Annotated in this window: 16 protein-coding genes; 13 read left to right on the forward strand and 3 right to left on the reverse strand. The window is 36.6% G+C overall.

Translation table 11 applies throughout. The annotated features are described in order from the left end of the window. The first annotated feature begins 14 nt into the window (after positions 1 to 14). The 6 genes from glmU (at position 15) to FC46_RS04210 (ending at position 7,416) form a co-directional block, all read left to right on the forward strand. Positions 15 to 1,400, forward strand: a complete 1,386-nt coding sequence (gene glmU, locus FC46_RS04185; RefSeq protein WP_057798168.1) for a bifunctional UDP-N-acetylglucosamine diphosphorylase/glucosamine-1-phosphate N-acetyltransferase GlmU — start codon at positions 15 to 17, stop codon at positions 1,398 to 1,400. 90 nt (positions 1,401 to 1,490) lie between these two features. Continuing rightward, entirely contained in the window at positions 1,491 to 2,168 is a 678-nt protein-coding gene (locus FC46_RS04190; protein ID WP_057798169.1) for an SLAP domain-containing protein, read from the forward strand. Positions 2,169 to 2,259: 91 nt separating this feature from the next. After that, a complete protein-coding gene (locus FC46_RS04195) occupies positions 2,260 to 2,955 on the forward strand; it encodes an SLAP domain-containing protein (RefSeq protein WP_057798171.1) in 696 nt (231 codons plus the stop codon). A gap of 137 nt (positions 2,956 to 3,092) precedes the next feature. Further along, on the forward strand, positions 3,093 to 4,886 hold the full coding sequence (locus tag FC46_RS04200; protein WP_057798173.1) for an SLAP domain-containing protein: 1,794 nt from the start codon (positions 3,093 to 3,095) through the stop codon (positions 4,884 to 4,886). 376 nt (positions 4,887 to 5,262) lie between these two features. Continuing rightward, positions 5,263 to 6,321 (forward strand): DUF871 domain-containing protein, encoded by a 1,059-nt coding sequence (locus tag FC46_RS04205; protein ID WP_057798176.1) that lies wholly within the window; start codon positions 5,263 to 5,265, stop codon positions 6,319 to 6,321. Positions 6,322 to 6,417: 96 nt separating this feature from the next. Next, the gene (locus FC46_RS04210; RefSeq protein ID WP_057798178.1) at positions 6,418 to 7,416 is read left to right on the forward strand and encodes a ribose-phosphate diphosphokinase; all 999 of its coding nucleotides are present in this window, start codon (positions 6,418 to 6,420) and stop codon (positions 7,414 to 7,416) included. Positions 7,417 to 7,454: 38 nt separating this feature from the next. Here the strand turns inward: FC46_RS04210 and FC46_RS04215 are convergent, their stop codons facing one another. After that, positions 7,455 to 8,819, reverse strand: a complete 1,365-nt coding sequence (locus FC46_RS04215; protein WP_057798180.1) for an HD domain-containing protein — start codon at positions 8,817 to 8,819, stop codon at positions 7,455 to 7,457. Between the two features lie 87 nt (positions 8,820 to 8,906). Here FC46_RS04215 and FC46_RS04220 point away from each other — a divergent pair, with 87 nt between their 5' ends. From FC46_RS04220 to FC46_RS04245, 6 genes are all read left to right on the forward strand, one after another. Beyond that, positions 8,907 to 9,311 (forward strand): YwiB family protein, encoded by a 405-nt coding sequence (locus tag FC46_RS04220; RefSeq protein WP_057798182.1) that lies wholly within the window; start codon positions 8,907 to 8,909, stop codon positions 9,309 to 9,311. 47 nt (positions 9,312 to 9,358) lie between these two features. Next, positions 9,359 to 9,910, forward strand: a complete 552-nt coding sequence (rpoE, locus tag FC46_RS04225) for a DNA-directed RNA polymerase subunit delta (RefSeq protein ID WP_057798184.1) — start codon at positions 9,359 to 9,361, stop codon at positions 9,908 to 9,910. Between the two features lie 122 nt (positions 9,911 to 10,032). Then, positions 10,033 to 11,652 carry a CTP synthase gene (locus tag FC46_RS04230; protein ID WP_057798186.1) on the forward strand — a complete coding sequence of 540 codons (1,620 nt, stop codon included), beginning with the start codon at positions 10,033 to 10,035 and terminating at the stop codon, positions 11,650 to 11,652. 124 nt (positions 11,653 to 11,776) lie between these two features. Next, positions 11,777 to 13,075 (forward strand): UDP-N-acetylglucosamine 1-carboxyvinyltransferase, encoded by a 1,299-nt coding sequence (locus tag FC46_RS04235; RefSeq protein WP_057798188.1) that lies wholly within the window; start codon positions 11,777 to 11,779, stop codon positions 13,073 to 13,075. Between the two features lie 126 nt (positions 13,076 to 13,201). Continuing rightward, complete coding sequence (locus FC46_RS04240) at positions 13,202 to 13,978, forward strand: sulfite exporter TauE/SafE family protein (protein ID WP_057798189.1); 777 nt, start codon at positions 13,202 to 13,204, stop codon at positions 13,976 to 13,978. Between the two features lie 115 nt (positions 13,979 to 14,093). Continuing rightward, the gene (locus FC46_RS04245) at positions 14,094 to 15,290 is read left to right on the forward strand and encodes a chloride channel protein (protein ID WP_057798191.1); all 1,197 of its coding nucleotides are present in this window, start codon (positions 14,094 to 14,096) and stop codon (positions 15,288 to 15,290) included. 45 nt (positions 15,291 to 15,335) lie between these two features. Here the strand turns inward: FC46_RS04245 and FC46_RS04250 are convergent, their stop codons facing one another. Continuing rightward, positions 15,336 to 16,199 carry a helix-turn-helix domain-containing protein gene (locus tag FC46_RS04250; protein ID WP_057798193.1) on the reverse strand — a complete coding sequence of 288 codons (864 nt, stop codon included), beginning with the start codon at positions 16,197 to 16,199 and terminating at the stop codon, positions 15,336 to 15,338. A 109-nt stretch (positions 16,200 to 16,308) separates the two neighbouring features. Here FC46_RS04250 and FC46_RS04255 point away from each other — a divergent pair, with 109 nt between their 5' ends. Continuing rightward, complete coding sequence (locus FC46_RS04255) at positions 16,309 to 17,589, forward strand: MFS transporter (RefSeq protein ID WP_057798195.1); 1,281 nt, start codon at positions 16,309 to 16,311, stop codon at positions 17,587 to 17,589. 68 nt (positions 17,590 to 17,657) lie between these two features. Here the strand turns inward: FC46_RS04255 and FC46_RS04260 are convergent, their stop codons facing one another. Continuing rightward, complete coding sequence (locus FC46_RS04260; RefSeq protein ID WP_057798197.1) at positions 17,658 to 19,082, reverse strand: C69 family dipeptidase; 1,425 nt, start codon at positions 19,080 to 19,082, stop codon at positions 17,658 to 17,660. Between the last annotated feature and the right edge of the window lie 285 nt (positions 19,083 to 19,367).

Consider the following 19,367-nt stretch of genomic DNA (forward strand, 5'->3'; position numbering starts at 1 on the left):
AAGAGGTTAAACTAATGAAGAAATTTGTAGTAGTTCTTGCAGCTGGCAAGGGGACTCGTATGAAGTCCAAGTTATACAAGGTTTTACATAAAGTTTGCGGTAAGACCATGGTTGAACATGTTGTTGATGCAGCAAGCGGTGTCGATCCAGAAAAGATTGTCACTGTTGTTGGTACCGGTGCAGAAGATGTGGAAAAAGTTTTGGCAGGTAAGTCAAAATTTGCTTTTCAAGAAAAACAATTGGGTACCGGTCACGCTGTTTTGACCACTAAGGATATCTTAGGTAATGAAGATGGCGCAACTTTAGTTGTAACAGGTGATACGCCATTATTTACTACTGAAACTTTCAAAAACTTGTTTGAATATCATGCTGAAAAAGGCTATGCAGCCACTGTTTTAACTGCAGAAGCCCCTAATCCATTCGGCTATGGACGAATTATTCGTGATGATCAAGGCAATGTTTTAAGAATCGTTGAACAAAAAGACGGTAATCCAGAAGAACTTAAGATTAAAGAAATTAATACTGGCGTTTTCTGCTTCAACAACAAGGAATTATTTGAAGCCTTGAGCCATGTTACTAATAACAACTCTCAAGGGGAATATTACTTGACTGATGTTCTTGAAATCTTGCGTAATGAAGGTAAAAGAGTTGGTGCATACAAAATGCCTGACTTCAGCGAAAGTCTCGGTGTTAACGACCGCATTGCCTTAGCTCAAGCTACTAAGATTATGCAAAAGAGAATTAATGAAAATCACATGCGTGATGGTGTATCTTTCATTGATCCTGATACTGCTTATATCGATGCAGGTGTTGAAATTGGTAACGATACTGTCATTGAAGGCAATGTTGTAATTAAAGGTAAGACTAAGATCGGTAGTGGCAGTTTAATTACTAACGGTTCAAGAATTATCGATTCTCTAATTGGGGATAACGTTACTGTAACTTCTTCAACTATTGAAGAATCTGAAATGGATGATAATACAGATATTGGCCCTAACTCACACCTTCGTCCAAAGTCTGTAATTCGTTCAGGTGCTCACATCGGTAACTTCGTTGAAATTAAGAAGGCTGAAATTGGTGTTGATAGTAAAGTAGGTCACTTAACTTATGTGGGAGATGCTACATTGGGTAAGGACATTAACGTTGGCTGTGGTACTATCTTCTCAAATTATGATGGAGTTCAAAAGTTCCATACTAATGTCGGTGATCACTCATTTATTGGTGCTGGATCAACTTTGATTGCGCCAATTAACGTTGCTGACCACGCCTTTATTGCTGCTGATACTACTGTTACTCAAGATGTTGGTAAGTACCAAATGGCAATTGGCCGCGGTCGTCAAGTTAACAAAGATAACTATTGGCAAAAATTACCTCTTTCCCAAGATAAGGATTGGCAATAAATAATAAAGACTGAGACAGAATCTGTTTCAGTCTTTTTTTGCGGTTTTAGCATATAATAAAGGCAAGGATGATTTTGAAAAGGATTAAAAATGAAAAAGATAAAAGAATTAGTGATGGTTTTATTACCATTTGCTTTATTAATGCTAGCCCAACCTGTAGATGCGGATACTACCAAAACAGCTAAAACTACTAATAGTAAAACGGTAAGTAAAAGCACTAAAACAAAATCAAAAAAAGACAGTGTCAAAATTATTACTACCGATCAAAAAAATAGCTATGTTATTTTGAACAAAAACACTTATTTTGTCGATTCAAATAATAAAAAAACAAAATCACTTGCTAAAAAAGAAAGTGGATATCGTATTTACTATGCCCGCTATTCTGGTTCGATTATTTATTACGGTACTAAAAGCAAAAAATGGTTGCCATCTTCAAGTGTCCGCGGGACAGTTTGGTATCGTGAAGATAACAATAACATGATGATTTTGAGCACAGACTCCAAAGGCGTCTTGAGTTACCAACTTTATAATCCAGTTAATGCCGTGCAGTTACGAGTTAAGCGTAATTCTTATGTTTATAACGATCAAGGGCTTTTAAATAAAGGGACGGTCATTACCCTTAAGAAGGGGCAAAAAGTCACAGGATACGCTTTAAAGACCGTTAACGGGACACAATTTTATATAACCGATCAAGGTTGGGTGAAGGCTAAAAATCTTGAAAAAATTCCAGTAAGTAATAAAACAGTTAAAAAGACTAAGAAAAAGTAAAATAAGCATTTAATAGCACTATTTCGTTACAAATGTTTTACAATAGTTAGCGAACTATTAAATTAGAATTTTTTAACGAGGAATGAGATATATGAAGTTAAGTCGCAAATTAGTTATGGTTTCAGCTGCTGCAATTTTAGGAGTTAGCCCAGTAGTAGGAACTACATTGGCAAGTAACGCTACTGTGCAAGCTGCTTCTACTATCTACAACACTGATGGTAAGAACAGTAAGGTTAAGACTGTTAAGAGTGTACGCTTTGTAGATAGAAACGGTAAGAAGACTAATAAAACTGCTCCTAAGGGTGGCTCATACACTATCTGGAACGTTAAGAAGATCGGTAACGAAACTTACTTAAGCATCCAAACTGACTATAAGTACTGGCTTCCAGCAAGCGCTGTTAAGGGCTCAGTTCAATACAAGGATGGTTCAAGCAATGTTACCTTGAACTTAAATGGTTCACAAGCTTCAAGTTCTAAGTCAAAGTCAACTAAGAAGGCAACTTCAAAGAAGACTACCACTAAGTCAACTACTTCAAAGAAGTCAACTAAGTCATCAAAGACCACCAAGAAGGTTTCTTCAACTCCATTAGTAACTACTAAGAAGACTAGAGTTTATGATGAAAATGGTAAGCTTGCTAAGACTTACATGGGTAGCAAGAAGTGGACTACTATTGGCAAGGGTGTCAAGATTATGGGTCACGGTACTGAAACCATCAATGGTACTAAGTACTATGCATTGGAACCAAACCACTTTTACATTTTAGCTAGCGACGTTAAAGCTAGATAATTGTTACAAAGACTTGTCAGTTTAATTAATAAATTGTTAGAAAGGCCACTTTTATTCGGAGTGGTCTTTAGTTTGTTGTATAATACGACTTGTCGTTAAAAAGAGATAATATATGTGTCTATTAATGAGAGGTAAAAATGAAATTAAGTCATAAGATTGTTATGGTTTCAGCTGCAGCATTGATGGCCGTAAGTCCAGTTGTTGCAGGTCAAAGTAACTTTGCTCAAGCTGCTACTAGCAAGACTACTAAGAAGTCAACTACTAATACAAAGACTACAACCAAAACTACTAATGCAAATAGTGCAGCTAACATTGTAACTACTGCTAAGACCAGAGTTTATGATGAAAATGGTAAGCTTGCTAAGACATACATGGGTAGCAAGAAGTGGACTACTATTGCTAAAGGTGTAAAGCTTATTAGCAAAGGTACAAAGACCATCGATGGGGAAAAATACTATTCTCTTGGTAATTCAAGCTACATCAAGGCTTCTGACGCTACTTCATTAAGCACTAAGAAGAAGTCAACTACTTCAACTAAAGACACTAAGTCAACAGAAGCTAAGTCATCTACTGCTTCATCAAGTAAGTCAACTAAAGCTTCAACTAGTACTTCAAAAACTACTGCAACCAAAACCACTACTAAGAAAACCACTGCTAAAAAGACTACCAAAAAGGTTACCCCTAAGCTTGCAAAGGTAACTAAGAATTCTTACGTTTACGATAAGAATGGTAAGAGAATTAAGTCTGCAGGTACTCTAAAGAAAAACGCTGAAATTACTTACGTAGGCACTATGTCACTTGGTGATGATGCGTACTACAACTTAGGAAGCGGCCGCTATGTTAAGGCTAATAATGTCGAAACTGCTGATACTGTTAAGGTAGTTAAGAATGCTTTTGCTTACGACAAGAATGGTAAGAGAAATAAAGCAGCAGGCGTTGTAAAGAAGAATGCTAAGATTGAAACTTTAGGCACTAAGAAGATTAAGGGTAAGGAATACTACTACATTGGTGCTGGTCGTTACATCAAGTCTGGTAATATTGAAAAGAAGACTGAAGATTCAGAAAAGGAAATTACCTACATCAAGCTTGTTAAGAATTCAATCGTTTACGATGAAAATGGTGATGCTTACTCACCAGAAATTCTCTTCAGTAAGGGTGCAGAATACCAAGCTTACTCTGCAAAGAAGATTGATGGTAAGTGGTACTACCAAGTTGGTAATGACTCAGAAAATTCACAATGGATCAAAGCTGTTAATGCATATGTAGAATCTGGACCTAAATTGATTGATGATTCATCATACGTTGAACCAAGTCCATCAACAACTAATGCTTCAACTGATACTGTTGTAACTTTGAGAAACAACGCTTCAACTTACAACAATAAGGGTCAAGTTGTATCAAACCAAACTTTCGCTGAAGGTTACCGTCTTCGCGTATCAGAACGTACTTGGATCTGGATTGCTTCAGAAAACAAAGCTGAAGAATTCTACAAGATCGTAAGTAAGGACAACTCATATATCAAGGTTTCTGATGTAAGCACTCTTAGTGGAACTTCATTGGTTGCTAATAATACTCCAGAACAAGCTCGTCAAGCTGCAACTGTAGCTACTGCAACTGACAAGGCTAATTTGAATGCTTTGGTTAACACTGCAACTACTGTTAGAAACAGTGTGAAATACACTGGTTCTTCAAGTGAATTGAAGACTGCTTATGATAACGCTATTTCTAAAGCACAATCTATTATTAGTTCAACTACTGCTAGTGTGTTAGATGTTAACAATGCTGTAGATGCTGTTAAGAAGGCTGAAGCTGCATTGAATGGTCAAGCACAACCAACTCAACCAGCAACTTCAACAACTACAACTGATACTAATAACAATGTAGTTAATAATTCTACTGCAACTACAACTCAATCAACTACTAACAACTAATAATTAGTTTGATTTGAGTTAAATAACATAGTTTTATTTAAAAGTGCCAAGCAAAAATTTGATTGCTTGGCACTTTTTTTGCTAAAAAACTTGTATAAAATAACCGATGTTATATAATATAAACAACTTAGGGAATTAAGTTTGTAGGAAATATCTTTAAGTGAGTAATAGATACAGATAAAAGTTGATTGACCTCATCAAAGGGCTTTTGACTTTGTTTTCTAAAAAATCAAAACACAAGAAAGAGGCCTGACGATGTAGGCCTCTTTTTTTGTTACATTACAATTTTGATACAGAAAAACATAATTAATAAATTTTAAGAGTTTTTAGTTTAAAATAATAGCATGAAAAGAAAACGCTTTTATAGGAGTATAGTATGCTAGGTTTTTCAGTATATTTAGGCCGTGATTTAACGGCGATTGATTACAATTACTTAATCACGATGCGTAATGCTGGTTTTGATACAATTTTTACTTCTTTACAAATTCCAGAAGAAGATCCATCCAAAGTATTGGCGCGCTTAAAAGAATTAACTAAATGGTGCCAGAACTTAGATCTTGAAGTTTTAGCAGATGTATCAGAAGACAGTTTGAAAAATATGGGAGTAGACGTTGCTGATGTTGGTCAAGTACAAGCTTTGAATTTGACTGGGCTAAGAATTGATGATGGGATTGCGATGAATATCGTTGCTAAATTGTCAAAGTCGATGCCGATTGCCTTGAATGCGAGCACGATTACAGATGAGCAATTAACGCAATTAAAAGAATATAATGCTGCTTTCAGTCATTTGCAGGCATGGCACAATTTTTATCCACGTCCTGAGACCGGATTAGATAGTCAATGGTTTAAAGAGAAGAACGACTGGCTTAAGCAATATGACTTTGAAATTGCGGCCTTTGTTCCAGGAGATGGAGAATTGCGTGGACCGATTTTCGCTGGTTTACCAACTCTTGAAAAACATCGTTATCAAAATCCACTTGCCGATGCTTTAGAGCTTAAGCAATTAGGATGTGATCATGTCTTTATTGGAGACGCTTCTCTTAAATCGTCAACAATTGATAGCTTCACTAATTATTTAAAAAAGAATGCGATTACTTTACATCTTGATGAAGATGTCGAGGAGTTAACTACTAATACGTGGCATAACCACCCAGATGCAGCAAGAGACGTGATTAGATTGGTTGAGAGTAGAAGTCGCCAGCTATTCAATATTGAGCCTATAGCAGCTGTTTCACGCCCTATGGGGAGCGTTACTTGTGATAATGATAAATATTTGCGCTATAAAGGCGAAGTTGAAATTACTAAGCGAGATTTGCCAGCAGATGAAAAAGTTAATGTGTTAACTCATATTAATCCAGAGGACCTACAACTTTTGAATTATGTTGATTCTGGTAGACAAATTATCTTTGTTAAAAAAGAAGATGAAAGCGAATAAACTAGGCCAATCAATAAAAATATGTTTGTAAATAGTACATTTTTATGCAATCTCTGCTAAAATAAGGGTTGTTAGCATATTTTTACGGAGGAAATTATGTCTTATAAAGACGATTTAATGATTTTTGCCCTTAATTCAAACGTACCTTTGGCACAAAAAATTGCCGACCGCGTAGGGGTACCACTTTCAAAGTCAAGTGTTGAAAGATTCAGCGATGGTGAAATTCAAATCAATATTGATGAATCAGTTCGTGGTAAAGATGTTTATTTGATTCAATCAACAAGTGCACCAGTTAATGATAATTTGATGGAATTACTGATTATGATTGATGCTGTACGCCGTGCAAGTGCTCGCACTGTTAACATTGTGCTTCCTTACTACGGCTATGCTCGTCAAGATCGTAAAACGCGTGCGCGTGAACCAATTACTGCTAAGCTTGTTGCCGACATGCTTCAAACAGCAGGTGCAGATCGTGTTCTTTCACTTGATTTGCATGCTCCACAAATTCAAGGATTCTTTGATATCCCTGTTGATAATTTGATGGGTGCACCACTTTTGGCAGATTACTTCTTGCGTAACGGTCTTGAAAAAGATGCAGTTGTTGTTTCACCTGACCACGGTGGTGTTACTCGTGCAAGAAAGCTTGCTGAATTCTTAGGTACTTCAATTGCGATTGTTGATAAGCGCCGTCCACGTGCCAATGTTGCTGAAGTTATGAACATCATTGGTGACGTTAAGGGTAAGCGTGCAATCATCATTGATGATATGATCGATACTGCTGGCACCATTACTTTAGCTGCACAAGCTTTAATTGATGCAGGTGCAACTGAAGTTTATGCAAGTGCAACTCATGCTGTTTTATCAGGTCCAGCTATCAAGAGATTAAATGATTCTCCAATTAAGAATTTGGTCTTGACTGATTCTATTAATCAACCAATTGAAAAGAAGTTGGACAAGATGGTTCTTGTATCTGTTGGTCCACTTATGGGGGATGCAATCAAGCTTATTCAAGAACATAAGCCACTTAGCCCATTATTTAATACTAGATATCAAGAAGAAAAGCACAGACAAAATTGTGCAAAAAAACACTGGTAGATTTGCCATAATTGGTAAACCTACCAGTGTTTTGTTTTTTACGATTTTTTCTTAGGCTTTCTTAAATATCTTAATTCACCATTTCTGACGTATTTTTGAAATTCTTGATAAAGTGGATCAAAAATCTGCGGTTCATTGCTTTGCGAAAGCATAGTCTTTGGGAAGAAGAAACGCTCATCACCTTGAAAAGTACCGTTAAGTGCACGCACTAACGGACTTAATTCAGACAATTCAATCATTGTACCATCGTCTTGCATGATTTCGATCTGACTATTTGCATTTTTACCTGTTGGCTTATAAGCATCATATGGTTCATCAAAGGCTGAATTAATATCAGTGTAATAATCAGGATCAAACCCGGCTTGACTAATTAAATCATTTAACTTAGGAAGGAGATTTTTGGTCTCTTCGTTAATACGGACGCTAGCTAACGGTTTACGATACAAGTAGCGTTTACATAAGTCTGATAAGATTGGATCCCCTGAATCAATCCACATTGAGAAATTGGTTTCCATTACTCCGTCATCAAGTTTAAGATAGTCATCTAGTGTCCAAGTGCCTTCTAAGAACTTGGATAAACTTGGTGTGACTTTTAAGTTGCCGTGTTGATAGACATCTTTAGCTCTTTGAAGTAAATGATGTAAGATAACTTCCATTGAGCGACCAACGCGGTGGAAATATATCTGTTGGTACATTTGGTAGCGTGAGACAATGTAGTCTTCAACAGCGTGCATCCCATTATTGTTAAAGCAGATCCCATCACGATATGGTCTGATTACTCGTAAAACCCTGGATAAGTCAAAGCGACCATAATTAACGCCAGTAAAGTAGGCATCCCGTTGCAAATAGTCCATTCTATCAGCGTCTGCTTGGCTAGAAATCATCTTAACTACTTGATTGTTAGGGTAAGTTTTAGCAATAACGCTAGCAACTAGATCAGGAAAGTTGCTGGAAACTTGTTTTAATGCACGGTTAATTTCGGTATTTGGATTAGTGATGATTTGTTGGCCGATCTTTTCATGATTGGTGTCAAATAAATGCTCAAATGTATGAGAATAAGGGCCATGACCGATATCATGAAGTAAGCCGGCACATTCAACTAATAAGCGATTGTCATCATCCCAAAGACCATCACCTGGCATAATTGATGGGTATTTTTTTGCAAAAATATCACAAATTTGTCTAGTTAATTCATAAACGCCGAGATTATGTTCAAAACGAGTATGGGTAGCACCTGGAAAAACATAACTAATAGGGCCCAGTTGCTTGATTCGTCTCATGCGTTGAAATTCTTTTGATTGTAAAATATCAAGGATAACTTTATCCTCAATGTGGATATAACCGTATATCGGGTCACGAAGAACGACTTCGTGATTTAATTTTTCACTTTGAAATCTTGGCATAAAAAATTCCTCAAGCTGAATCTTTAATTTTTTAGTAAATCTATATTAGAATGTATATAACTAAATTATAGCAAATAAGTGAGTAGTATGACGAAGATAAACATTGATTTAACAAGTACAATCACACAAGGTGATGATACAGAAACATTTCATAAAAATGCAACTGGTGAAATTGAGATCAGCGATCAAGCTATCAGAATTTCATATTTAGAAGATGGCGAAATTCCTGTTAAAATGTTGCTAAAGGATAAAGAATTAATTTTAAGACGTGGAGTTGATCACAATAATTATTCTTTATTAAAATTCACCCCAGGTGAAAAGAAAGCTTGCCGCTATGTTGCGGCTGGTAGGCAAATGGATTTAACCAGCGTGACGAATTTACTTGAATTTGTTGATCAAAATGACAATTCTCAAAAACTTCAGGTTGAATATGACCTCTTTAGTGGTCTATACTTAGTAGGTAACTATACAGTCACGTTGATTTTTACTTAGACGCTTAGTAAAATAGTAAAGATTGTAAAAAGAGAGGACGTACAACTGTGGGATTAGACGACTTTAAAGACAAAAATCGCGATGAATTGTCAATGATTGAAGTTGCTCGTGCAATTTTGGAAGATCATGGCAAGAGAATGGCTTTTGCTGATATTGTTAATGCTGTACAAAAATATTTGAACAAGAGTGACGAAGAAATTCGTGACCGCTTGCCACAATTTTATACTGATATGAACACTGATGGTGAATTCATTTCTATGGGTGACAATGTATGGGCACTTCGTTCATGGTTCCCATATGAATCAGTTGACGAAGAAGTTAACCACCCAGAAGATGAAGACGAAGATTCAGTTCGTAAGCACCACAAGAAGGTTAATGCCTTTCTGGCATCTGGTACTGGTAGTGATGATATTATCGACTACGATAATGATGACCCAGAAGATGAAGATCTTGACGTATCTGATGAAGATAGTGACGATGATTACGGCGATGATTCAGATTACGATGAAGATAATGACGATACAGATGACAGCTTACCAGATGGTATTGAAGGTCAATTAGCACAATTAAGTGATGATGAAGATGATGAAGATAATTAATTTGCTTGACTTAATTGTGAAAAGCAGATAACATTTTCATTGGGCACCCTATGTGCGTTTAGCTCCCTAGTTTAGGGAGCTTTTTTGTTTTAATTGCAGGTTTTAAATAAAGGAGCAGGTAAATGACTAAATACATCTTCGTTACAGGTGGTGTAGTATCTTCATTAGGTAAAGGTATTACTGCATCAAGCTTGGGACGTTTACTTAAGAACCGCGGACTTAAGGTTACTATGCAAAAGTTTGATCCATACATCAACATCGATCCCGGTACAATGAATCCATACCAACACGGTGAAGTTTATGTAACTGATGATGGTACTGAAGCAGACCTTGACTTAGGTCACTATGAAAGAATTGTTGATGTAAGAACCAGCAAATATTCTAACGTAACTACTGGTAAGATCTATCAAGAAGTCTTAGAAAAAGAACGTCGCGGTGATTACCACGGTGCTACTGTTCAAGTTATTCCACATATCACTGACATGATTAAGAAGAAAATCATGCGTGCAGCTTTAACTACTGACTCAGATGTAATTATTTCTGAAATCGGTGGTACCGTAGGTGATATCGAATCAACTCCATTCATGGAAGCTATTCGTCAAATGCGCCGTGAAGTAGGTAGTGAAAATGTAATGTACATTCACTGTACTTTGGTACCATACCTTCACGCAGCTAAGGAAATGAAGACTAAGCCAACTCAACATTCAGTTGCTGAACTTAGAAGCATTGGTATTCAACCAAATATGTTGGTTCTTCGTGCTGAAATGCCAATCGACCAAGAACACAAGGATAAGATTGCTGACTTTACTGATGTTCCAGTTGAAAGAATTATCGAATCAATTGATGAACCATCATTATTCGATGTTCCTTTGTCATTCCAAAAGCAAGGTATGGATCAAAAAGTTTGTGACTTCTTACACCTTGAAAGTCCTAAGAAAGAAGCTGATATGGCAGCTTGGACTAGACTTGATGAACGTGCTAAGAACTTGAAGCACCACACTAAGATCACCTTGGTTGGTAAGTATGTTGAACTTGAAGATGCTTATATTTCTGTAACTGACGCTTTACAACACGCTGGTTACCTTTACGAAAGTAAGATTGATGTTGATAAAGTTCAAGCAGAAGACATTACTGAAGATAATATTGCTGAAATTATGGAAGGTTCTGATGGTTTAATCGTACCTGGTGGTTTCGGTACTCGTGGTCTTGAAGGAATGATCACTGCAATTAAGTATGCTCGTGAACACGACATCCCATTCCTTGGAATTTGCCTTGGTATGCAAATGGCTAGTGTTGAATTTGCACGTAATGTCTTGAATTTAGAAGATGCCAATACTGCTGAAGCAGAACCTAACTGCAAGAATAACATTATTGACATTATGGCTGACAAGCGTGATGAAGAAAACATCGGTGGTACTTTACGTTTAGGTCTTTACCCAGCTACTTTAAAGAAGGGTACTAAGACTCGCGAAGCTTACGATGACCAAGATGTTATTCAAGAACGTCACCGTCACCGTTTCGAATTCAACAACAAGTACCGTGAAGAATTTGAAAAGGCTGGTATGGTCTTCAGTGGGGTTTCTCCAGATAATCGTTTGGTAGAAATTATTGAATTGCCAGAAAAGAAATTCTTTATTGCAGCTCAATATCACCCTGAATTTTTAAGTCGTCCACAACGACCAGAAGGACTCTTCAAGTCATTCATCGGCGCTGCTAGTGACTTACCTGCTAAAGAAATTTAATTACTTGAACTATACAAAATCTTAAAATTACAAGAACAGAGGAGTCTCTGCTCTTGTTTTTTTTCCTATTTTCCTTTAACATTATTATGAATTATTGAAAGTAGAAAAGGATTTGTTTTCGCCAATGAAGCAGATGATTATTCATGGTGGAAAGCCCCTGCAGGGCGATGTATGGATCGGTGGCGCCAAGAATTCCACAGTTGCGCTAATACCAGCTTCAATTTTATCAAGAACGCCAATAACTCTTGAAGGTGTTCCAAGAATTGCGGACGTTGATAACTTGATGGACTTGCTTGCTGAAATGGATGTGCACTGTAATTTCCAAGAAACAACATTGCGCATTGATCCACGTGATATTAAAATGAGCCCATTGCCAGCCGGTAAGATTAAGAGTTTACGTGCCTCATACTATTTTATGGGAGCTCTACTTGGCCGCTTTGGCAAAGCAATTGTAGGTTTTCCAGGTGGGGATGACATTGGCCCTCGTCCCATCGATCAACATATCAAGGGCTTTGAGGCCTTGGGCGCAAGTGTAAAGAATGAAAATGATCAAATTATCATTACTGCGCCTGAAGAGGGGTTACACGGTGCAAAGATACATTTAAAGATGCCATCTGTTGGGGCAACGATGAACATCATTATGGCAAGTGTAACTGCCGCAGGCCAAACTATTATTGAAAATGCAGCTAAAGAACCAGAAATTATTGATTTAGCAACCTTCTTAAACAACATGGGAGCTACTATCAGAGGTGCTGGAACCGACTCAATCAGAATTGAAGGAGTAGAGCAATTAAAAGCTCAGATACCTCATACAATTATTCCTGATCGAATTGAAGCTGGTACTTATATTTCTTTAGCAGCTTGTATTGGAAATGGGATTAGAATTCATAACATCATTGAAGAACACCTTGATTCATACTTAGCTAAGGTTGAAGAAATGGGTGTAGTAATTGATGCTGATGAAGATTCACTCTACGTTTATCCAGCTGGGGACTTAAAGATGGTGCAAGTAAAGACTGACGTTTATCCAGGCTTTGCTACTGATCTCCAGCAACCAATTACTCCGCTTTTACTCACTGCTAAGAGTGGCGAAGGGGTTGTAATTGATAACATCTATCCAAAGAGAATAGGACATATTTCACAATTGCAGAGGATGGGCGCTAATATTAAAGTTGAAGATAATATTATTTTGGCTCATCCATCTAACCATCTTCATGGCGCAGAAGTAACTGCTGGAGAAATCCGTGCAGGTGCATGTTTGATGATTGCAGGGTTGATGGCAGATGGTACAACTATCATTGATCAAGCCGGTAATATTTTACGTGGATATGATCGTATTCAAGAAAAATTACGTCAACTTGGTGCAGATGTAACGATCATTGATGATCCTGACGTACCAGGTGTAATGGATGATGTTAATTAAATAAAATTTTGAAACTCGAATGAATAATTCGGGTTTTTTTGTTGAATTTTTAAGTCTTGTATAGTAAAAACATTTGATTTAAACTTTAATTAAGTTGTACTTATACTTAAATATGTGGAGAGAAAAATGTCGGTTGTAATGATTATTTGGTCTATTATTATTGGATTGATAACGGGTTCAGTGACTAGTTTAATTGGGGCTAGTGGAGTAAGTATTGTTGTACCTGCTTTAACTTTGTTTTTTGGGATTAACTCTCATATTGCCATTGGTAGCAGTTTGTTGGTTGACGTAATTACAAGTATTATTGTGTCGGTTAGCTACTTTAAGCATCATAATGTTAGATTGGCGGCGAGTTTATGGATTGCTGTGGGATCAATACTTGGTTCACAACTTGGTAGCCACTGGGCAGGGTTGATTCCTGATGGAGCACTTGATGTAACTTTTGCGATTGTCTTATTAATTTCAGGAATTTCTACATTAAGACGTGGTGGTAAAGTATTTGATTCAAGTAAAGGACTACATTTCGATTCAAAAGTCTTGCAAGATTTATCATTGGTTGTCCTTGGTTTTTTGATCGGAATCATCAGTGGCTTGGTTGGTGCTGGTGGCGGTGTGATGGTCTTATTGACAATCATCTTTATTTTGCACTATCCAATGCATGAAGCAGTTGGAACTTCAACTTTCATCATGTGTATCACAGCGTTATCATCATTAATTGGTTATGCAAGACAAGGCAATGTTGATTGGAAACTAGGGCTAATTATTGCGGCTGGTGCGGTTATAGCCGGTGCAATTGGGTCGAAGTTTGCGAATGAAATCAATGAAACAAAATTGAGTAAGATTGTTTCGTGGATCTTTATTGTCTTAAGTATCATGATGGTGGCTGTTCATTTGGTCCATTAATAAAAAGTCGTTAAATAGTGGGTGATGCTATTAACGACTTTTTTTGATAAAACTAGCCAAAAATTGTAATTTTAGTTAACATGGATAATTAATAGAACAATTAAAGGATGATAGCATGAAGATTTGGAAAATAAATCAAATAGTTTATGCGATTGTTTGGAGTTTTATCATTGGCATAGTTACAGCCGGATATCTAAATTTGGTAAATTGGATAATTCATTTGGTATGGCAAAATTATAGCGGTTTGTCAGGGATGATTAAATTGAGCTATCCATTTTTGGTTTGCCTACCGTTTGGTCTAGTTATTGGAATTTTGAATAAAAAATTGGGCGATTATCCGTTAACTATTGAACAGGTGCTAACTCAGGTCAGAATGAATGGTAAGATTAATTATCGAAATTGGTGGAAGTCCTTTGTTTTAGGTCTTTTAGCACTTGGTGGCGGCGGTAGTATTGGACCAGAAGCGTCAACGAGTGTGATTACCAGTAGTATGATTAATTGGCTGGGCGACCGTCTGCGGTGGTCTAACTATATGAATCAAAATAATCAGTCTAAAAATATTTGGTTTAATCGTATGCAACAAGATGAGCTATCAAAAGCTGGTCACTTTAGCAGCCTGTTTAAGAATAAATTTTTGAAGAAAATTACTATTTTTTTGTTAATTCTTGTAGGCGTTGTTGGGGCAGCCTGTGTATTTAAGCTGTTTCCTGAAGAAGGGGTCTTTGGTATTCACCATCAAGTGATTAACTGGCAGTGGCTTAACTTACTAACTGCTATTCCAGCATTGATTGCGGGTGTTGCTTTTGGCTGGTTCTTTGTTCATTTAGAGAATTGGTTTGCAATTGGTATTAATGAACGCTTTGGTAAAATCGGTCAAGGTTTGATCTTTGGGGCAATTTTAGCAGCAAGTACTTTTATTACAAAAGATATGCTTTTTTCTGGCGAATTTGGCATTGTGCCATTTAGTGAGAAGGCATTGAGTCTTTCGGTAGCTTCTTTACTCATTATCGGAATTGGGAAAGCGATTATTTCTAATTTAGGCTTTGTAATGGGCTGGCGAGGTGGAACAATCTTTCCAGCAATCTTCTGCAGCGTGGCAATTGGTGCTGCATGTGCGGCTGTTTTACCCGGTGATCCACGGATTAATGTAATTGTAGTGATGACAGCAGCTTTGATGATGATTTTGGAAAATGCACCGCTTGTGATTATTTTGTTACTGCTACTTGTAGCAATTGAGCTGGCTCCTGTAATTATTGGAGTTAGTTTATTAGTACTTGTTTTATTAAAATTGAGTAGAAAACTAAAAAGGTAAATATGCATAATAAAAAATCAGGAATCACTAGAAGATCTCCTGATTTTATTTTTGTTTCTTAATTTCCATATCAATCAATTCTTGGACACTTTTTCCAACCTCTTTTAGTCCACTCAAATTATATGTTTTAACTATCGTTCTACAATTCTCGATATATTTTGGATTATGATCAAAATGATATTTCCATAAATTTTTAAGTGAAGCAATACTACATTTAATTAAATATATATCAGTAGTAATCGGTAATTTCTGAGCAAAATCAAAGTAATAACCAAGCTTGTCATAATGACTAGTTTCTATTGAATTTGAAAGATAGTTCACAAGTATTGTTCCAATTGCAACTTGCTCTTTGGTACTAGAAGTCTTAACATCAAATTTTTTCAAAATTTGTCTAATAATAGCAGTACTGGTTTCATAGTCATAAAGATGAATAAAGTTGGCATATAATGATAACTTGTACTTATTGGTTTCAGGAATACTAAAAATTTCTTTTTTAATTTTTTGAATGAATTTTTGATCAGTTTGATAGTTTGGAATAGTATCCATTTTAACTGATTCGATCATGCCCTGACTCTCAAGTAGTAATTTTTCTTTATTGTCTTGAGGCAGATCACTCTTTTTGATTTCATACATAACCCTTTTTATTGCTAACAAGTCATTGTTATACGTTGCAGAGATAACAGTATTAGCCCATATGTTTTTTTGAGATTTCAATGGATTTTGACTATCTTTTAATTCCTGGAAAAATTCTTCGGTGGAAATATTGTTATAATCAAGCAATGCTAGTAAATCTTCTGCACTAATACGATGAACATTCTTTTCTACTTTTGCATAGTAGGAGGTACTTACGATGTTGCCGACCCATTCTTTTTGGGTCTTTTCTTTTTTAAGCAATTCACCAATAGTCATAGTTTTTCTCCTCTCGAAGAATGTCGAATACGCCATTTTTATATTTTTTATTATACATACTTTATTATTAAATCAACATTAAAAATGACAAAAAACGGGGGAAATGAAAATGAACGTATTCCTTAAAAATAAAGATTTTCGGAGATTTTCAGTAGCGAGTTTCTTATCAGGCGCAGGTGATGTGCTTTTCTACTTAGCTTTCATGACTTACGCAAGTAAATTACAAAACTATTCATTAGCACTTTCTTTAATCGCAATTTCAGAATCAGTACCAAAACTGTTCGAAATCTTTGGTGGTTACTTTGCAGATAAGACTCAAAACAAGTTTAGAAATATTTTCTTATGTGCCATCATCAGATTTGTGCTTTACAGTTTAGTAGGCTTACTCTTCGTTGTAAATGTATCACAATGGAATCTGGTTTTAATTATCATTGGAATTAATTTCATTTCTGATACTGTTGGGTCATACTCAGGTGGTTTAGTTTCACCATTGATTGTAGATGTTGTTGGTGAAAAAGAATTCGGTGAAGCAGCAGGTTTTAATAGCGGAATTAATCAAATTATTAACATGGGTGCTCAATTTATTGGTGCTGGATTACTTCTTGTAATGTCATATGCTTCATTAGCATTCTTGAATGCTGGTACATTTTTACTCGCAGGTATTCTTTATGCAAGCGTTGGCTTTAAGCATAGAAAACAACAAAAGCCACTTGAAACTAACCAAGTAAATGATCAAAAATTCTTTGCTACGATGAAAACTTCTTTTAACCAAGTAAAGAAACAAAAAGGTCTTTTAACTGTAGTTTTAGTAATTGCATTATTAAACGGTTCATTGGGTGTTATTGAGCCATTGACTAATATTGTTTTGGCAGCACATAAGTCAACAATGGTAATAGGTACCTACAGTTTCACCATCGCTTTAATGAGTGTGATGAGTGGTGCAGGTTTTGCTTTAGGCTCAATGTTTGGACCACAATTATTTAAGAAAGCGTCAGTTTTTTCAATGACTATTGTTGCAAATATTTTAGGCATCATAATGACAGGATGTGTGCTTTCTGCCAATACTTATGCAATTTTTATAGCTATGTTTTTCTTATCAGCTACAGCAGGAATTGCTTCAATTAAAATGTCACAATGGTTGGTTAGCTCAGTTGATCATAAAATTTTGGCCACTAGCATGGGAATGCTTAACACGATTTTAATGGCAGTAGGTCCAGTGATGACTACAGTTTTGACTACTATTTCAGGAACAATGAACGTTTACATTGCATTAGTGATTTTGGTTGCCATTGAAGTAGTTACTTTGGTAGGTTCTGTAGTTGTTAGCTTTAGAATTAAGGGTAATGAAGAGAGCAAAGGCAAAGATAAAAAGGCAGTTGTTGCAGAATAAAAAATAAAGCAGGATCTACACCTCAATTTGATGTAATCCTGCTTTTGTTATGTTTAAATAAACGTTTACTAATCAAGCAAGTCGTACTTCAAAGTCATGAGACCGTGACCTTCGTCAACCATTTGACCGAGAAGCTCTACAGTGTTGTTGTAAACAGTGTCAGCCATCAATTGGTTAGCTGCAATTAACTTATCTTGCAATTCCTTGCCGCTAAGCTTTGCAACTTCCTTGTCAGTATCATGTTGGATCTTGTGGCATTGTGCCAAGCTCTTTTGTTCAAAGGCGTCTTCAAGTTCGCCGTAAACGCGGTAGTTAGTGTCGCCAAGTTGAGCAGCTAACTTGTTAAGCCAGAAGATCTTGTTCAAGTTGAACTTAGGAGTAGTTTGGAAACTTTCTGGAGTAGTAGTTACATTAGTGTAGAATGGAACGAAACTGTTGAAAGTGTTTGGTCCAAAGGCAAGCCATTGAACACCAGCAATTTCTTCTGGAACATCATTTCTAATTTGTAAAACGTGAGTTTCAAAGTTTCTGTTAATACCAATTGGACGGAAAGTCTTCTTTTGTTCAGGGGTACCTTGATCGCCGTATGCGTCATATGGAGTGTCTTGGTAGTGTGAACTTTCTGCCCACTTAATGTCTTCAATACTAATCAAACGATTTGCGTGACAGATGAAAGGTTGGTCTTGATCACTAGGTTGACCACCGAAGTCTGGGTCAAAGTAGTTGTGGATGTACCAAGCACGTGGGTTATTGTAGTGGGCGTCCTTGATGGTTGAAGAACCGAAGATGTGACGCATGTTGTAGCCTTCGCGGTCTGGGTTCAAGTGGTATTCTTCAATTAAATCTTTCAAATCACTTGAAGCAGCGAAGTTGTCAGTATCGTCAAAGTCGAATTCATCAATGTTCAAACGGTTTGGTGCGATAACGTAAGCATTATCTGGGATGCGGCGTGCGATCCAGTGGTGGCCACCGATAGTTTCAAGATACCAGATAGTATCCTTATCAGAAAAGGCCATTCCGTTCATTTCATAAGTACCGTACTTTTCAACTAAATAACCCACACGCTTAACGCCATCAAAGGCAGAATGCAAGTATGGAAGAGTCAAAGTAACAAAATCTTCTTCACCAAGTCCGCCTTCAGAAGGATCAAGAATTGGGTCAACACCTTGAATACGTGAGTTAGTAGTAATAGTTTCAGTAGCAGTCATAGCAATATTTTCTGAGTTAATACCAGCTGCTGCCCAGATACCATTTTCACCAGAGACATCAGGTGCACTGGTGTAGCGAAGGGAAGGCATAGCTAAGTCTTCATCATCGATTACTTGCTTACTGATAACGCTGGTGTAGTGCTTAGGTTGCTCAGCTGGATTAACAACTTGGAAGCCTTCAGGAATAATTGTGCGGCCGCCGTCTTCACTACGAGCGATCATAGTTGAACCATCAATAGATGCGTTTTTACCGACAAGAATAGTTGTACATTCTGTTTGTTTCATTAGGTTAGTCCTTTCTGTACTAGTTCACTTTATATTGTAAGAAAAATTAAAAGTTAATAAAAGAAAAAGCTTGAACATTTTCTTTCAAGCTTCAATTTTAGGGTAAATATTGTGTGCAGCAGTTGAACTGCTTAGATAGAGATAAATTTGTAACAATGAAATAAATAATATGAAAAGTAAAGGGAAGAAGTTACCTTAAACCACCTCTTCCCTTGAGTAAAAGATTAAGTAACTGAAACTTGAAAGCTAAGATTCATGCTCTTTTCGCATGTTTCCTGGCTTTTT

This window comes from Lactobacillus kalixensis DSM 16043, from assembly GCF_001434335.1.
GTDB classification, from domain to species: Bacteria; Bacillota; Bacilli; order Lactobacillales; family Lactobacillaceae; genus Lactobacillus; species Lactobacillus kalixensis.

Bases quoted from the DNA above. Each gene is read 5' to 3' on its own strand.
- glmU (WP_057798168.1), top strand. From the start codon at position 15: ATGAAGAAATTTGTAGTAGTTCTTGCAGCTGGCAAGGGGACTCGTATG.
- FC46_RS04190 (WP_057798169.1), top strand. From the start codon at position 1,491: ATGAAAAAGATAAAAGAATTAGTGATGGTTTTATTACCATTTGCTTTA.
- FC46_RS04195 (WP_057798171.1), top strand. From the start codon at position 2,260: ATGAAGTTAAGTCGCAAATTAGTTATGGTTTCAGCTGCTGCAATTTTA.
- FC46_RS04200 (WP_057798173.1), top strand. From the start codon at position 3,093: ATGAAATTAAGTCATAAGATTGTTATGGTTTCAGCTGCAGCATTGATG.
- FC46_RS04205 (WP_057798176.1), top strand. From the start codon at position 5,263: ATGCTAGGTTTTTCAGTATATTTAGGCCGTGATTTAACGGCGATTGAT.
- FC46_RS04210 (WP_057798178.1), top strand. From the start codon at position 6,418: ATGTCTTATAAAGACGATTTAATGATTTTTGCCCTTAATTCAAACGTA.
- FC46_RS04215 (WP_057798180.1), bottom strand. From the start codon at position 8,819: ATGCCAAGATTTCAAAGTGAAAAATTAAATCACGAAGTCGTTCTTCGT.
- FC46_RS04220 (WP_057798182.1), top strand. From the start codon at position 8,907: ATGACGAAGATAAACATTGATTTAACAAGTACAATCACACAAGGTGAT.
- FC46_RS04230 (WP_057798186.1), top strand. From the start codon at position 10,033: ATGACTAAATACATCTTCGTTACAGGTGGTGTAGTATCTTCATTAGGT.
- FC46_RS04235 (WP_057798188.1), top strand. From the start codon at position 11,777: ATGAAGCAGATGATTATTCATGGTGGAAAGCCCCTGCAGGGCGATGTA.
- FC46_RS04240 (WP_057798189.1), top strand. From the start codon at position 13,202: ATGTCGGTTGTAATGATTATTTGGTCTATTATTATTGGATTGATAACG.
- FC46_RS04245 (WP_057798191.1), top strand. From the start codon at position 14,094: ATGAAGATTTGGAAAATAAATCAAATAGTTTATGCGATTGTTTGGAGT.
- FC46_RS04250 (WP_057798193.1), bottom strand. From the start codon at position 16,199: ATGACTATTGGTGAATTGCTTAAAAAAGAAAAGACCCAAAAAGAATGG.
- FC46_RS04255 (WP_057798195.1), top strand. From the start codon at position 16,309: ATGAACGTATTCCTTAAAAATAAAGATTTTCGGAGATTTTCAGTAGCG.
- FC46_RS04260 (WP_057798197.1), bottom strand. From the start codon at position 19,082: ATGAAACAAACAGAATGTACAACTATTCTTGTCGGTAAAAACGCATCT.